The organism is Ensifer sp. 38_S197, assembly GCF_056924495.1.
Genome location: NZ_JBXOVZ010000001.1, coordinates 1,649,916 through 1,664,008, shown reverse-complemented (window position 1 = coordinate 1,664,008; position 14,093 = coordinate 1,649,916). Strand labels below are relative to the sequence as shown.

Here is a 14,093-nt window from a genome sequence, read left to right as displayed (position 1 = left end):
TCGCCTGCCTATTCGCGATCAGGCGCGTGCTTGGCGCCTGCCAAACAGCATGAAAAGCAACCCCATGGATCACCTCGTAGAACTGACCGGCATCCGAAAGTCCTTTGGAGGCGTTCACGCTCTTCAAGGGGTGGACTTCGCGCTCAGCGCCGGTGAAGTCCATGCCCTCCTCGGCGAAAACGGTGCAGGCAAGTCAACGCTGATGCGCGTACTTGGCGGCGAGTATGTTCCCGAAACCGGCTCCGTCACCGTCGCCGGCGAAGAGCAAAAATTCCGAACACCATCTGACGCCCTCTCGAAAGGTATCGCCATCATTCATCAGGAGATGGCATTGGCGGAGGATCTTACCGTCGCGGAGAACATCTACCTCTCCGAGATACCTTCGATCATCTCGTGGCGCGAACTCAACCGCAAAGCGGCGGAACTGATTGCTAGCCTCGGTTTTTCCATTCACCCGGGAGCTGTCGTATCGGATCTGTCGGTCGCGCACCAACAAGTGGTCGAGATTGCCAAGGCGCTGTCGCGCAATGCCCGCATCATGGTCTTCGACGAACCGACAGCTGTTCTGTCCGTTCAGGACGCCGAGAGACTATTGGGCATCATCCGAACGCTGCGCGCGCGCGGGGTCGGCGTGATCTACATCTCCCACAGGCTGGACGAGGTCTTCCGAATTGCCGATCGCATTACGGTGATGAAGGACGGTGCCTCCGTCGCGACGGTTGAGCGCAAGGATGTGGAAATCGAGGATGTCATTCGAATGATGGTCGGTCGATCGCTGAAAGCGCTCTTTGGCGAAGACGTAGCGCGGACCTTGGGCAAGGAAGTCTTGCGCGTCGAGGATCTATCCGACGGGGCGCGGGTCAAGGGCGTTTCACTTAACGTTCGCGCTGGCGAGATTGTCGGCCTGGGCGGCCTTGTCGGTGCGGGTCGCACCGAACTTGTCCGGCTGATCTTCGGCGCAGAACACGCACGCTCGGGAAAGGTCCTCGTCAACGGTGTCGAGGTGACGCCGAGATCGCCACGGGACGGCGTCAAAGCCGGCATCGGGCTGGTGCCCGAGAGCCGTAAGGAACAGGGACTCGTCCTTGACTTCCCGATTCGCGTCAATGCGACCATGGCTAAGCTCCGCCCCCTTACCAACTCTTTCGGCTTCATTCGCCGGGCCAAGGAAAGATCAACGGTCGATGCGCTGGCCAAGCGCCTGCGGCTGAAGGCAGGCAGCATTCACGATCCGGCCTCCAGCCTTTCAGGCGGCAACCAGCAAAAGGTCGTGCTTGCCAAATGGTTTCACGCCGATGGTGAGGTGCTGATCTTCGACGAGCCGACGCGCGGTGTCGATGTCGGCGCGAAAACCGAAATCTACTCGTTGATCAAGTCTCTCGCCGCCGAAGGGCGGGCCGTCCTCGTCATTTCTTCCGAGCATCTTGAGCTGTTCGGCCTTTGCGATCGCATTCTTGTCATGCGCGAAGGTGAAGTGACGGGCACGCTCGATCCTGCCGACTACACCGAAGAGAAGCTTCTCAAGCTGGCGATGGTGGCGACGCCTTCCAGGCCTGAACTCGTCTCCAAGCATTGATTGGATAGCACCGTGACCGAATTGACCGAAACCTCTCCCCGCTCCTTCAATATCAGCGCATTGCTGCAGCGCTACGGAACTGTGGTCATCCTGATTGCGCTGCTCATCGTCGCGACCTCGATGTCGAATGTATTCCTGACCGAGCGCAACATCCTCAACGTCCTGCGGCAGATATCCGGCAGCAGCCTGATGGCTATAGGCATGCTGTTCGTCATCCTGACACGCGGCATCGATTTGTCGGTAGGCTCGATCGCGGCACTCGGCAGCGTGTTGTCGGCCATCCTCATCCAGACCTTTGCACCCGGCACGGCAATCGTTGCCACGCTGATCGCGGGCGGCGTCTGTGGCCTGGTGTCGGGCGGTCTCGTCTCGTTCCTTAAACTGCCGCCCTTTGTCACAACGCTCGCAATGATGACCGTCGCGCGGGGTCTTTCGCTTATCATTTCCGCTGGTCAGCCGATCGTTATGGGCGAGCGTGGCGGTATCATAACCGCTTTTGGCGCGGGCTCCTTTGCCGGCATTCCCTATTCCGTGCTGCTCATGGCCGCCGTTTTCCTGCTTGCTGGCACCGTGTTGATGTTCACTCGGTTCGGCAGGTTGGTAAAAGCGATCGGCTCGAACGTGGAAGCCGTGCGTCTCTCCGGTATCCGTGTCGCCTGGTACACGATGTCCGTCTACGTGATTTCCGGGGTTCTTGCCGCCGCCGCCGGCATTATCTCCTCGAGCCGCACCGGCGTCGGATCAGCGACCATCGGTGTCGGCGCCGAGCTCGACGCGATCGCGGCCGTCGTCATCGGTGGCGCCAGCCTTATGGGCGGACGCGGTGGAGCGTTCAACACTTTCATCGGTGTCGTCGTCCTTGGCATCATCGCCAACATGATGAATCTTGCCCGTGTGCCCGGCTATCACCAGCAGGTGTTCATGGGCTGCATCATCATCGGCGCGATGCTGTTGCAATATGCGTCCAACTGGATCCGTCGATAAAGGAACCGCGCGCAGCAATCGACGAAGGCCAGAACAACATCAAGTTCAGAAGGTTCGAATATGACGGAGGAGATCACCCTGGCATTTGATATCGGGACGGGCAGCGTTCGTGCCGCCCTCGTCGATGCTCAAGGTCGGATCCTGGAAATGGCGACGCGCGAGCACGAGCAGATCGTGCCGTCCTTCGGCTGGTCGGAACAACGTCCTGCAGATTGGTGGGAGGGTATCGTCGCAACGATCCGTGAGGTTCTGAACCGTCGCCCGGAGGCGCGCTCGCACATCGCTGCCGTTGCCGGCTGCGGACAAATGCATGGCACCGTTCTGGTCGATGACCGAGGTGCATTGACGCGCGATACGGTGCCCCTGTGGAACGACAAGCGAACCGTCGACTATGTTCGCACCTTCGAAAAGAAGCACCGGCCCGAGAGCTATCTTGCCGAAAGTGCAAATCCACCGACGCCGGCGTGGCCGGGCTTCAAGCTGCAATGGCTGCGCGATAATGATAGGGACGCTTACGGTCGCGCCCAAGCCGTCCTCATGCCCAAGGACTATATCAATCTCAAGCTGACCGGCGAATTCGCCATGGACCGCACCGACGGTGGCGCGAGCATGCTGATGAACCCGCGCACCGATACCTGGTCGCAGGCCATGGTCGACATGCTCGGGCTTGATGCGTCCAAGCTCGCGCCCTTGCGTAACCCAGTCGAAATTCTTGGCCGTATCACGAGGCAGGCAGCTCGGGAGACGGGTTTGCGCGAAGGCACCCCCGTCCTCGTTGGCGCAGGTGACTATCCCGCCGCCCTTTATGGTTCCGGCGTCTGCCGCCCCGGCCTTGGATCGGAGGTCATGGGCACTTCGGCGATCATTACGGCGATCGCACCCAAACCGTTGCTCGATCCCGAGATTTCCAATGTCGGCACGGTCGAGGGTAATTGGGGGGCCTTCATGCTCCTTGAATCCGGCGGCGATGCGATGCGCTGGGCTCGACGCGCCTTTCATGAAAAACAGATCAGCTACAGCGATATCGTCGAAAAGGCGTCCGAAGCGCCTGCCGGGTCCGATCGGCTGTTCTTCATGCCCTATCTCGCAGGCGAACGCTTTGGCGAGCACCGCAATGCGCGCGCGCAATTCTTCGGGCTGGCTGCATCGCACGGCCTTGCCCACTTGCACCGCGCAGTGCTTGAAGGCGTCGCCTTCGGCGTCAAACGACACATCGGCATCCTTCGAGAAAATCTCCGGTCACCGGATCGAACGGGTTGTCGCCTCCGGTGGCGGCGCCAAGACAAAACTCTGGATGAAGATAAAAGCGAGCGTCTACGACATCCCCATCGTCGTCCCATCCGAACCTGAATGTGGCATCGTCGGCTGTGCGGCAATGACCGCGACCGCCATGGGTCAGTACAGGACGCTGGAAGACGCGGCGAGCGCTCTGGTACGTTATACCGAAGAGATTGCACCAGACCCGGCCTGGGCAGAGATTTACCGCCCCATGCAGTCGTTCTTCGACAAGCTCTACGCACACAGCCAGGCCCTCTACGACGACCTTGACAGGCTTGCATCATGAGAAAGCGACCAGTTCTGTTTGATATGGACGGAACGCTGGTCGACAGCGAGCCTCTGCATTTTGCGTCTATGCTGGAAGCTGTGACAGCCAAGGGTCACAGTTTTCCAACCGGTTTTGGTGAAGCGATCACCGGCAAGAGTGCGGCTGAGTGCCATGCGGCTCTTGTCGCAGCCACCGGGCTGGCGATGACGCTGCCGGATTTCGTCGCTGCGAAAAACGCGGCCTACCTGCGGGAGGCGCATCGGCTGAAGCTCAGGGACGGCGCGGCGTTGGTGCTCGATGTCATGGCACGCTCCGGGCAACCCATGGCCATTGTCTCGAACTCCGACCGGATGATCGCCGATGCCAATCTTCGCGCAACCGGGCTTCTGCGGCCCGACCTGATCAGCGTCACGCGTAACGACGTCCGACAGGGCAAACCGCATCCCGAGCCCTATCTCAGAGCGGCCTATCTACTCAATGTCGCGCCAGCCGACTGTATCGTCGTTGAAGATAGCATACCCGGCGCCGCAGCCGGTCTTGCAGCCGGGATGACCGTGATTGGTTGGCCGGAGCCGCACCGCACCGACATTGCCTTTCCGCTCGGTACGATCCTCGCGTCGCCGGACGATCTCCTTCCCGTTCTTAGTCGCTGCCTCATGGGAGAGGCCGCAGCAACAGCATGAACATGCCAAGGATTAGCTGATGTATCTCGAAAAATTCAAACTGACCGACAAGGTCGCGGTCGTCACCGGTGCTGCCCGCGGTATTGGTCTGTCAGCCGCCGAAGCCCTGGCGGAAGCCGGAGCGACAGTCGTGCTGACCGACATGAACCCGCAACTCCTAGAGGCCGCAACCAGCGGCTTGCGGGCCAAAGGCTACTCCGTCGACAGCGAGCATCTCGACGTGACCGACCCGGCAGGCGTGCAGGCCGCCCACGACGCAATCCTGTCGCGCCACGGGCGCATCGATGTTCTCGTCAATAACGCCGGCATTGCAATCAGCAACCACCCCGCCGAGACGATGTCGGATGAGGTCTGGAACAGGGTCATCGACGTCAATCTCAACGGTGTCTTCTGGTGCTGCCGCGCCTTCGGCAAATCGATGTTGGAACGGGGCCAAGGCAGCATCGTCAATGTCGGTTCCATGTCCGGTTTCATCGTCAACCGGCCGCAAGAGCAGGCCAACTACAATGCCTCCAAGGCTGCGGTCCACCATCTGACACGCTCGCTCGCGGCCGAATGGGGCGCGCGCGGCATTCGTGTCAACGCAGTCGCCCCGACTTATATCGAAACGGAGATGAACGCCTATGTCTACCAGGATGCAGAAATGTATCGCCACTGGGTTGGCGGCACGCCGATGAACCGTCTCGGGCGCACGGATGAGGTCGCATCGGTCATTCTCTTCCTGGCGAGTGAAGCGTCGAGCCTCATGACCGGATCAATCGTTCTTGCCGATGGGGGCTACGTATGCTGGTAAGCACCCCACAACCGCCAGTGCGCGGCGCCCGGTTTCCAGGTCGCTACATCCAGGGCCAAGGGGCGATCGCCAGACTTGGTAATGAAGCCGGGCAGTACGGTCGACGTGCCACAGTTCTGCTCGACAATGGTGTCTTCGACCTACTGCGAGAACAGGTCGATGCGGCATTCGCCGGATCTGCAGAGCCCGAAATCGTCCGTCATGCGGGCGAATGCTCGGAGAAGTCAATCGCAGCACTTGTGGAATCGGCGCGGGCGTTTGGCGCAGAGGTCATTGTCGGAGCCGGCGGTGGCAAGGCGCTCGATACGGCCAAGGCGGCGGCCCATTCGCTCAGCCTGCCGATAATTGTTGTGCCGACGATCGCCGCATCCGATGCGCCCTGCAGCGCACTCGCCGTGGTCTATAACGATGATGGCACCGTTGCCTACGATCTCTTCCTGCCAAGCAATCCGAATCTCGTTCTCGTCGATACGGCGCTAATCGCCGCCGCGCCCGCTCGGTTTCTCGCCGCCGGTATCGGCGATGCGCTTGCAACCTTCTACGAGGCGGACTCGTGCCGCCAAAGCGGCGCGTCTAACTGCATGGCAATGCCGGGTGTCAGCCTTGCCTACGAGGTCGCACGCTTCTGCAGGGACACGATCTTCGAAAACGGCGTTGCCGCGCTTGATGAGTGCGACGCCCGTAAGCCGGGCGAGGCATTCGAGCGTGTGATTGAAGCGAATATTCTTCTGTCCGGCATAGGCTTTGAATCTGGCGGCGTCGCCGCCGCCCACGCGATCCATCACGGCCTGTGCGAACTCGACGATGTCCATCATCACTTGCACGGAGAAAAGGTCGCAATCGGCGTTCTCGCCGGCCTGAAACTTCATGGCCGCGATGAGGAGTTCGAGAAGATCCGAAGATTCTGCAAATCCGTACGTTTGCCGACGCGTCTGGCCGATATCGGTATCACGGAAGCGACGAAGGAGAAGCTGGAGATCGTGGCCCGGCGCGCCTGCCGCGCCGGCGAAATCATCCACAACGAACCGATTGCGATCGATGAAAAGATGGTCGTTCGTGCTTTGGCGGCACTGATCTAGGTAGTTGATCATCCCGAGGAAGGAACAAAGATGCATATTGTCGAAGTGTATGCTCCGGGCGTTTTTGCCGGAAAATCCGTCGTGGTGTCAGGTGGCACCAGCGGCATCGGCCTGGCATTGGCGAAGGGCTTTGCGGACGCCGGCGCATCGGTCATTGCGACAGGCAGCTCCCAGGAGAGATTGGTAGCCGCACAGCAGGTAGCTACCACGAAGCTGTCGTTTGAGCGCCTCGACGTCCGCGATGTGATGGCCGTCGAGGCTTTCTTCGGATCACAGAGCACGCTCGATGTTCTGGTCAATTGCCAGGGTGTAGCTCGCCCGGATGCCGAGTGGGAGGAAGAGACCTTTCTCGATGTGATCGACGTCAATCTATCGAGTGCCATGCGCCTGACCCGGGCCGCCTATCCCTTGCTGAAGGCGAACAGGGGCAGCGTCGTCAACGTCGCTTCGATGCTGAGCTATCTCGCCGACGAGACAGTTCCTGCCTACACCGCAAGCAAGACCGGCATCGTCGGATTGACCCGCGCGCTTTCGCATAAATACGGCCGCGATGGCGTGCGGGTAAATGCGGTTGCACCGGGATACCACCGCACGGAGATGACCAAGCCACTCTGGTCGGTCGCCGAAAGCGAGAGCAAGATCAGTGAACGGTCCGCCTTGAAGCGCTGGGGCACGACAGACGATCTTGTTGGCCCCGTGCTGTTCCTCGCCTCACCAGCCGCGGCTTTCGTTACAGGCGTTACGCTGCCGGTCGACGGGGGGTATCACATTGGCTGACACGCGTCTCGACGATGGTTCAAGTCTCTCCCAGTGAGATAGAGCAACCACTCCTCGTGCACGACGCGGCATACCGCACGCGCTGATCACCGCCCATCAGTTGGTTCTTAGCCGCGGTGTCCGGGCACCGGTGTGCCCTTCACACGCGCGGCGTCTCTAATCCAGATGAACGCCTGGTCAGGGCTGTGTAAGAACGGCGCGCATCGTTCTGATCGACCGGGGCAGAAGAGAAGTCTGAGGGAATCAAGCGAAACCAGAGGCTGGCCCACACTCCGTCCGGGGCCCGGCTCGAACGTTGCCGAACTCAGCGAACGGGGCTTTGTACGTCTCCATTCAAAAACGCGCTGAACGGAGTTGGCCGCCTCTACACTTCAGAACTCCTGCACGATCCAACCCCTACGACTGTGAGAGAGCGCCGTAACCCGGCCGCTTATAGAGCATGCTCTCGTTGGCCGCGATTTCAGGATCGTAAACTTTTGAATCCCACTCCGCCGGTTCCACTTCGGAGATGGAAACGGAAAGGGAAGCATCGCTTGAACCTAAGATGGTTTTCGCGGCTTCGACTACTTTCGCGGCGAATTCCTGCTTCTGTTCCTCGGTGCGGCCAGGGAACATCTTTACGGCTATGTGCGGCATTTCCATTCCATTTGTTGGTAGCGCGTGCACTGATGGGGAAAAGCACGCCAAGTGTTACGCGGATCGCGTCCCGAATCGATATCTCACCTGCTCGCCGCGCGATAGCCCGTTATGGCGGTCAAAATGCTTAGAAGCGGCGAGCATGATCACCCCCAGCCAAAGCTTGCGGCACCAAAGTTCGACGCAGACGCTGTCCGCCTTGGTGTCGGTCTTCTCGTCGTTCATCCCTGCCTTGCCACCCTTCAGGGCTCATTGGCGGCGATTGGCAGAAGCGACGCCGCCGAAGGTGCGGCCCCATTCCGGCCGTGACGCCCGGAGGCAATGGTAAAGCCATTGCGACCATGCCGCTTGGTCTCGTAGAGGGCCATGTCTGCCTCTTCGATGATATCTTCGAGAGAGGCGACATCGCCGGCTGGCCGGAGCGAGACACCGACACTGATCGACAGCGGAATGATCTCATCTTGCCAATCGAACCGACTCGCAACGACAGCTCTTGCAAGTTGATCGGCGAGTGCCCGTGCGACGGCCGGTTCGCTGACAACAAGAGCAATCCCAAATTCGTCACCCGCCAGACGTCCGAGGAACTGTCCTGACAGCCCCACTATCCGTTTGGCAACCGTGGAGAAATGCTGCAAGCAGGCGTCGCCTGCCGCATGTCCATATGTGTCGTTGATGGTCTTGAACCGATCGACGTCGATGATCATGACGCCGAAGCTAGCACGGCGGCGCTCCGCGTCTGACTTCATCGTGCGCGAGGTTTCCATGAAGTTGCGACGATTAGGCAGCCCGGTAAGCTCGTCGAAGGAGGCGATTCTGGTGAGATCGGATGCCAGGCGATCTACAGCCATCAGTACAAAGCCAAGGTTCCAAACGGTTGCGCCGAAGATAGCCGCAACAAGCAGGAAGGCGGCTAGGTCATAATAGCGCTCCGTCGACAAACTTCCGGCCAACCGCATAACGTTCAGCAGCACTTCGGTACCTTGTCCGGCGAAGGCGACAACAAAGCCGAATGTTGCGGCGATCGCTCCGAGACTCGGACGTTGATATGCCTTCAGTGAGACGATCGCCAAAGCCATCGGGATGAGTTGGAACACAGCAATAGCGACATTGATGACGGGGCGGCTGTCGCCGGTCAATGCCAAGACACATGCACCCGCAAAAACAATAAGTGCGACGGCGCGCCACGCGGCAGGCTCTCCTTGAAACCGTCTGATACCGGTCCATCCCAAACAGAAGCCCAGGACCGTGCAAGCGTTAGCAGCAACGATGCACACGTGTCCGTACGTTGTCCCGAGTGCGAAGAGAACGCCGCCTAGTGTCGTCAATAGGCACGCAGCGAGCCAGTATCCGGCACCATCGATATTACGATGCACCCCGACGAAACCCGACCACACGATGCAGAGCACGACCGAATTCAACAGGATGATGAGGTAAAGCGTTTGGAAATCCAGGCTCATCCGAGTTCCATGAAACGTGTATTCAATTCGCGCTGCACGCCTCTCATGGCGACCGCATACCCACCACGATCCGTGGGGGGAGCCTCGCAGTAGCACGCTCCACTTAGATCAAGTTCAAGAAAATCGCTAAATTTAAGCCAATGGCTGGCTGGCTGAAGCCGGCCCAGCCCTCCCGCTCGACTGTATCGCCCGCCTTCAGTCGCCCGGACCTGCTCAATCCGAGAACGGTCGAGAAAATCCTCTCGATTGCAGAAGAGATCGGCTATCGGTCGAACAATATCGCCTGGGCGCTTCCACAGTCCGGACCGGCAATATCGGGCTGCTCTCACACGCTATCGCCAACCCGTTCTTTCTGCCTCGTCAAGGCCATTCAGCAGCATGCGGACGTTCATAACCTCCACCTGTTTCGGCTCATCTGGAGAAAGCGCAGCGCGGGAAAATACGCTTTTCCAGCGTCTGGCCAGCCAAACGGATGGCATCTCCCTTGCGCCATCTGTCGTGCTTTCTTGTCAAAACTTCAATGACTGCAATCGGGACTTCCAATTTAGACCCTACTAATATCTACTGACTGTAACGTGCATTGCGCAAGGCTGAAGCTCTCGATTGCGACGAACTTAAAGACGATCGGTGAAAGTCTATAGGATGAGGTCCACCCCATTGGATGCTTTCAAGCAGGCGCTCTCGACGTCTCAGAAACTGCGCGAAACCCTGAGTTTGTATGGTGATTGGGGGATTTTTCATGTTTTTGAACCGCATCGACCTAGATGACGCCGTCAAACGATGGCGCGACATCATCCTGACGTCCTTGCCGTGGGACCGACTTGGCGGCTACGTGGCGCTACGCAAGCATGATTTGACGATCGAACTCCACGACCTTGATGAGGACGGCGATCTCATCGTGTTTGCCACCGATGGAGAAGCTCTCATCGATCGGTTCCGTTCGGCTTACCCATTCACCGCCACATACGCAGGAAACCCCGGTTACCCACTGGAATATCTGGTCTGGCTCTCGTTCCACATGCAAGCGAACTTTGAGCGGTTGGGTGCCCTTGAAATGAGCGCGGCATACGAGGATGAAGACGGCGACGTCGAGAGCATGTCAGCCCTAGCGATGGGCTTCTCGCGCCAGGCCGATCTTGAGGACTTCATAACGCGGTTCGATGGCAAGGACTTAAGCAAAGATCCTATGTTTGGCTACGAGGCATACGTCTCAGAAGTCAGAGACAAAGCCGAATAGACCTCCCCGCACCTCTCGCCCTCTGCCCGCCGAAACCGGCCTCTATGCCGACCCGCGGCGCCAACTCATCGTTGGGCCGGACGCCGCGACGCGCAGCGGATACCGGAGGGCACCCACCCCATCGATGAAGCGCTCCTGTCCGTGACCATGCCGATTTCGACGGCTGCTAGCTATCCGCCGTCCAGACGCCCATGCCGTGTTCTGGCGATCCAATCCGGCCCACGTTCCAGGTGGTCTGATTTTGGCGGACGCCGTTTGGCAAACCAGAGGGCGCATTCCAGAAGACAAGCTTCGTCCGTATGACCGAGACGGAACTCATCGACAAGGAACCTGGCGACCTGGTCGCCGCCAGCAGAGTGCTTCGATAGCTGTGCTAGAAAACAGGTCTTTTCGAAAACCCGTTGCAGCAGGTCGATATCTGACGGGCTTAAGTCGCACCCCGTCTTTTCGATGAGATAATGCATTTGACGCCTCCCGCAAAGGAGCACCTATCGGCTGCGTTTTGGTACAACTCGATCAGACGGGCAGTGGGTGCCGCCGCCTTTCGACCCGAGCCGAAAGCGCTTCTGCTTACAGCCGCTTATGGGCTGCCAGGATCGGCCCGCGCGACCAATGTTCGACTGCTGTGTCATCTTCAATGGGGTTCGACTCCGCTGAGCGTGCGTCTAAGGGATACTGCGACCAGCACATCAGCATCCGCAAGGCCGCTTCGCAGCGCTTGATTGGCCCATGGTCTTCTCCTCGCCAGCGCCAACTCTGGATAACGTTGCTTGTTCCGACCTGCTCAATAATCAAATTGGGCTAGGACTGCAGTCGCTGTCGATCCCAGCGGGTTGCGGTTTGTCGTCATCGGATGACGTCCCACCAACGGGAAGATTCCGCAATGGCGGAAGAGCGTGGGAGTCGAACCCACTGGAGGGTGGCTATCGCGCTCGGTCTCTATCACGACGCGCAGATCGCCGAGGTGCTGAGCGGCGGCATCGAGGCTGTTCCGATGGGCCAGATCGAGGCCGGGGCGGCGCTCGGCCCCAGGGCGACCAGATCAGCCGGCTCGTCGTCGTGCCCCGAGCTACGCACCGTCGTTCCGCCTCTCAACAACCAGTTCGCCTGTCTACCGGCCATGGAGGTATCCTCCTTCGGTTCAGAGCGCTCTGAAAAAACACAGCACACGCATCAACCACGCGCGATTTTGACGCCGCCATTCCAGTGAAAAAGAGGCAGCGACGGCGAAGTCGCAAATCCTTGTCCTCGATCTGAGTTTTCGCCACGCTCCGCGGCGCGAGCAGCTTCAAGCATAGCCAGTGCAGCGTCTCCACAGCGGAAGGTCGCACCAGGCATGACACCATTCTCGGCGGCGGACAATGTCGCCTGAGCGGCCCGACCACCGTTACAACTGCGGCAATCGCGGTCCAGAGCCTACCACTTGGCGACTAGCTTTTCGGCAATCCCTCGGGTCTCAGGAGCTTTCTCAGCGCGGCAATGCGAAAGATGGCGTTGGCGGCTCCGTAGCCGCGATAGCCGCGCCTTTCGACAATCTCGAAAAAGAAACCTTCGCCAAAGGTCGGGCTGTAGAGCTGGAAATACTCGCCACCGTCATCGCGATCATAGAGAATGTTCTCGGACTTCAGCCGCTCGATAAGTTCCGCATCGAGACCGAACCTGGCCTCGACATCGTCGTAGTAGTTCGGCGAGATCGGCAATGCGTTGAAGCCATTTTTCCGCAACGCCTGCGCCGTCGCGAAGATATCTTCGGTGGTAAAGGCCAGGTGCTGGACGCCGGAGCCGAAGGTTTCGGCAATGAAGCGGCCCGCCAGCGTATTGCGGTTCTCCGCGCCATTCAGCGTCAGGCGCAACGTGCCCGCGTCGTTTTCCACGACCTGACTGCGAACAATGCCGGCCGGGTCGATGATGTCGACCATGGATGTTTTATGCGCATCCAGTAGCGATGTGTAGAAGAGCAGCCAGGTCAGCATCTCCTCGTATTTGACCGTCTGAGCGATGTGATCGATGGTGGACAATCCGGCCGGGATGACCGAGTCTGCGTCTCGTACCGGATCGAATTCGATCTCCCAGATCCTGGAAAGCTCGGATTTTTCGTCCAGGAAATAGATAAGCCCCCCGCCAACACCGTGGATCGCCGGGACCAGGAGTTCACTTGGGCCGACCGGCTGCTCGAACGGTTCGGCGCCAAGCGCCCGCGCCCGTTCCACGGTCGCGACCGCATCGTCCACCATGAGGCCGAAGGCGTAGGCCGACGCGCCGTGTACCAGATAGGAGGCGCTGGCAAAGCCTTCCCGCTCGGTATTGACAACCAGATTGATTGCTCCCTGGCGATAGACCACCACCTGTTTCGTCCGGTGCTGTGCCGCCTTCCTGAAGCCGGTGGAAACGAGCAGGGCTTCGAGCTCGCCTGCTTCTTCCTCGGAGGCACTGAACTCCACGAAGGCTACCCCCTTCACATCGACGCGGGGGGGCATCTTTGGAACCGGCAACGCGATATCCGCTTCGGCGCGCCTGACCTGGTCCCCGAGATAGATCAGCGAGCGATATCCGTCGACGGCAATCGCATTGGCGTTGCCGCCCCGAAATTGGTCATTGAAGATTTCGAGCGACAGATAACCGTCATAGCCGGTTGCCGCCACCGCGCGGGTAAAGTCGGTCACCGGCAAGTCGCCCTCGCCCGGCATGTTGCGGAAATGCCGGCTCCAATAAAGAAGGTCCATGTCGATCAATGGAGCGTCGGCGAGCTGGACGATGAAAATCTTCTCCTTCGGAATCGAGCGGATCGAGTTGACTTCGATCTTGCGCGACAACGTATGGAAGCTATCGAGGATCAGGCCAATGTTTGGATGATCGGCGCGCCGGACAATCTCCCAGGCGTCGCGATGATCGCTGATGTGGCGACCCCAAGCGAGCGCCTCGTAGCCAACGCGCAGGTCCCGCTTCGCGGCGCGTTCCCCGAGCTCGCGAAAGTCAGCGGCCGCCCGGTCAAGTCCACCCAGTGCCGCCGGCGACACATTGGAGCAGACGAGGACGAGGTCGGTACCAAGCTCCTGCATCAGATCGAACTTGCGCTCGGCGCGGTCGAAAGTCCGTGTCCGAAGCGGCTCCGGCATGCCCTCGAAATCACGGAACGGTTGGAACAGACTGATCTCGAGGCCGAAGTCGCGCACCATCCGCCCAACTTCGCGTGGACTCTCGTCGAAGGCGAGGAAATCGTTCTCGAAGATTTCGACACCGGCAAAGCCCGCCTTGGCGATGGCACGCAGCTTGTCCTTGAGATCGCCGCTGAGCGAAACCGTTGCTATCGAAGTCTTCATCGTTC

At 59.6% G+C, this 14,093-nt stretch carries 13 protein-coding genes and 1 pseudogene; 9 read left to right on the top strand and 5 right to left on the bottom strand.

Annotated features, from left to right (window positions below):
* Positions 1-64 precede the first annotated feature (64 nt).
* The 7 genes and pseudogenes from AC1Z3V_RS07775 to AC1Z3V_RS07745 all read left to right on the top strand — a co-directional run bounded on the left by AC1Z3V_RS07775 (position 65) and on the right by AC1Z3V_RS07745 (position 7,438).
* Positions 65-1,576, top strand: coding sequence for a sugar ABC transporter ATP-binding protein (locus tag AC1Z3V_RS07775; protein ID WP_483498189.1), 1,512 nt, complete (start codon positions 65-67; stop codon positions 1,574-1,576).
* Positions 1,577-2,560, top strand: a complete 984-nt coding sequence (locus AC1Z3V_RS07770; RefSeq protein ID WP_429809271.1) for an ABC transporter permease — start codon at positions 1,577-1,579, stop codon at positions 2,558-2,560.
* A 60-nt stretch (positions 2,561-2,620) separates the two neighbouring features.
* Positions 2,621-4,124: pseudogene (locus tag AC1Z3V_RS07765) on the top strand (xylulokinase).
* Positions 4,121-4,789: an HAD family hydrolase gene (locus AC1Z3V_RS07760; protein WP_483498188.1), complete on the top strand. Its 669-nt coding sequence runs from the start codon at positions 4,121-4,123 to the stop codon at positions 4,787-4,789. Before AC1Z3V_RS07765 ends, AC1Z3V_RS07760 begins: the two are co-directional and overlap by 4 nt.
* A 19-nt stretch (positions 4,790-4,808) precedes the next feature.
* A complete protein-coding gene (locus AC1Z3V_RS07755; protein WP_483498187.1) occupies positions 4,809-5,582 on the top strand; it encodes an SDR family NAD(P)-dependent oxidoreductase in 774 nt (257 codons plus the stop codon).
* On the top strand, positions 5,573-6,661 hold the full coding sequence (locus AC1Z3V_RS07750; RefSeq protein WP_483498186.1) for a glycerol dehydrogenase: 1,089 nt from the start codon (positions 5,573-5,575) through the stop codon (positions 6,659-6,661). Before AC1Z3V_RS07755 ends, AC1Z3V_RS07750 begins: the two co-directional genes overlap by 10 nt.
* A 30-nt stretch (positions 6,662-6,691) precedes the next feature.
* Complete coding sequence (locus AC1Z3V_RS07745; RefSeq protein WP_483498185.1) at positions 6,692-7,438, top strand: SDR family NAD(P)-dependent oxidoreductase; 747 nt, start codon at positions 6,692-6,694, stop codon at positions 7,436-7,438.
* 396 nt (positions 7,439-7,834) lie between these two features.
* Here AC1Z3V_RS07745 and AC1Z3V_RS07740 read toward each other — a convergent pair whose 3' ends face one another.
* The 3 genes from AC1Z3V_RS07740 to AC1Z3V_RS07730 are packed head-to-tail and all read right to left on the bottom strand — an operon-like array spanning position 7,835 to position 9,531.
* Positions 7,835-8,074, bottom strand: a complete 240-nt coding sequence (locus AC1Z3V_RS07740) for a tautomerase family protein (protein WP_483498184.1) — start codon at positions 8,072-8,074, stop codon at positions 7,835-7,837.
* Positions 8,075-8,128: 54 nt separating this feature from the next.
* Complete coding sequence (locus tag AC1Z3V_RS07735; RefSeq protein WP_483498183.1) at positions 8,129-8,299, bottom strand: hypothetical protein; 171 nt, start codon at positions 8,297-8,299, stop codon at positions 8,129-8,131.
* Positions 8,300-8,316: 17 nt separating this feature from the next.
* On the bottom strand, positions 8,317-9,531 hold the full coding sequence (locus tag AC1Z3V_RS07730) for a GGDEF domain-containing protein (RefSeq protein ID WP_483498182.1): 1,215 nt from the start codon (positions 9,529-9,531) through the stop codon (positions 8,317-8,319).
* A 739-nt stretch (positions 9,532-10,270) separates the two neighbouring features.
* Here AC1Z3V_RS07730 and AC1Z3V_RS07725 point away from each other — a divergent pair.
* Positions 10,271-10,768 carry a hypothetical protein gene (locus AC1Z3V_RS07725; protein ID WP_429809245.1) on the top strand — a complete coding sequence of 166 codons (498 nt, stop codon included), beginning with the start codon at positions 10,271-10,273 and terminating at the stop codon, positions 10,766-10,768.
* 170 nt (positions 10,769-10,938) lie between these two features.
* Here AC1Z3V_RS07725 and AC1Z3V_RS07720 read toward each other — a convergent pair whose 3' ends face one another.
* Positions 10,939-11,232 (bottom strand): hypothetical protein, encoded by a 294-nt coding sequence (locus AC1Z3V_RS07720; RefSeq protein WP_483498181.1) that lies wholly within the window; start codon positions 11,230-11,232, stop codon positions 10,939-10,941.
* 419 nt (positions 11,233-11,651) lie between these two features.
* Here AC1Z3V_RS07720 and AC1Z3V_RS07715 point away from each other — a divergent pair, with 419 nt between their 5' ends.
* Complete coding sequence (locus AC1Z3V_RS07715) at positions 11,652-11,978, top strand: hypothetical protein (RefSeq protein WP_483498180.1); 327 nt, start codon at positions 11,652-11,654, stop codon at positions 11,976-11,978.
* A 220-nt stretch (positions 11,979-12,198) separates the two neighbouring features.
* On the opposite strand, the gene AC1Z3V_RS07710 is transcribed toward AC1Z3V_RS07715, so the two are convergent.
* Positions 12,199-14,088 (bottom strand): bifunctional sugar phosphate isomerase/epimerase/4-hydroxyphenylpyruvate dioxygenase family protein, encoded by a 1,890-nt coding sequence (locus AC1Z3V_RS07710; RefSeq protein ID WP_483498179.1) that lies wholly within the window; start codon positions 14,086-14,088, stop codon positions 12,199-12,201.
* Positions 14,089-14,093 lie beyond the last annotated feature (5 nt).

What these genes read in the sequence shown, in the direction of transcription:
- AC1Z3V_RS07720 (WP_483498181.1), bottom strand. Translation starts at nt 11,232, where the DNA reads ATGCATTATCTCATCGAAAAGACGGGGTGCGACTTAAGCCCGTCAGAT.
- AC1Z3V_RS07715 (WP_483498180.1), top strand. Translation starts at nt 11,652, where the DNA reads ATGGCGGAAGAGCGTGGGAGTCGAACCCACTGGAGGGTGGCTATCGCG.
- AC1Z3V_RS07710 (WP_483498179.1), bottom strand. Translation starts at nt 14,088, where the DNA reads ATGAAGACTTCGATAGCAACGGTTTCGCTCAGCGGCGATCTCAAGGAC.
- AC1Z3V_RS07735 (WP_483498183.1), bottom strand. Translation starts at nt 8,299, where the DNA reads ATGAACGACGAGAAGACCGACACCAAGGCGGACAGCGTCTGCGTCGAA.
- AC1Z3V_RS07760 (WP_483498188.1), top strand. Translation starts at nt 4,121, where the DNA reads ATGAGAAAGCGACCAGTTCTGTTTGATATGGACGGAACGCTGGTCGAC.
- AC1Z3V_RS07745 (WP_483498185.1), top strand. Translation starts at nt 6,692, where the DNA reads ATGCATATTGTCGAAGTGTATGCTCCGGGCGTTTTTGCCGGAAAATCC.
- AC1Z3V_RS07755 (WP_483498187.1), top strand. Translation starts at nt 4,809, where the DNA reads ATGTATCTCGAAAAATTCAAACTGACCGACAAGGTCGCGGTCGTCACC.
- AC1Z3V_RS07740 (WP_483498184.1), bottom strand. Translation starts at nt 8,074, where the DNA reads ATGCCGCACATAGCCGTAAAGATGTTCCCTGGCCGCACCGAGGAACAG.
- AC1Z3V_RS07725 (WP_429809245.1), top strand. Translation starts at nt 10,271, where the DNA reads ATGTTTTTGAACCGCATCGACCTAGATGACGCCGTCAAACGATGGCGC.
- AC1Z3V_RS07775 (WP_483498189.1), top strand. Translation starts at nt 65, where the DNA reads ATGGATCACCTCGTAGAACTGACCGGCATCCGAAAGTCCTTTGGAGGC.
- AC1Z3V_RS07750 (WP_483498186.1), top strand. Translation starts at nt 5,573, where the DNA reads ATGCTGGTAAGCACCCCACAACCGCCAGTGCGCGGCGCCCGGTTTCCA.
- AC1Z3V_RS07730 (WP_483498182.1), bottom strand. Translation starts at nt 9,531, where the DNA reads ATGAGCCTGGATTTCCAAACGCTTTACCTCATCATCCTGTTGAATTCG.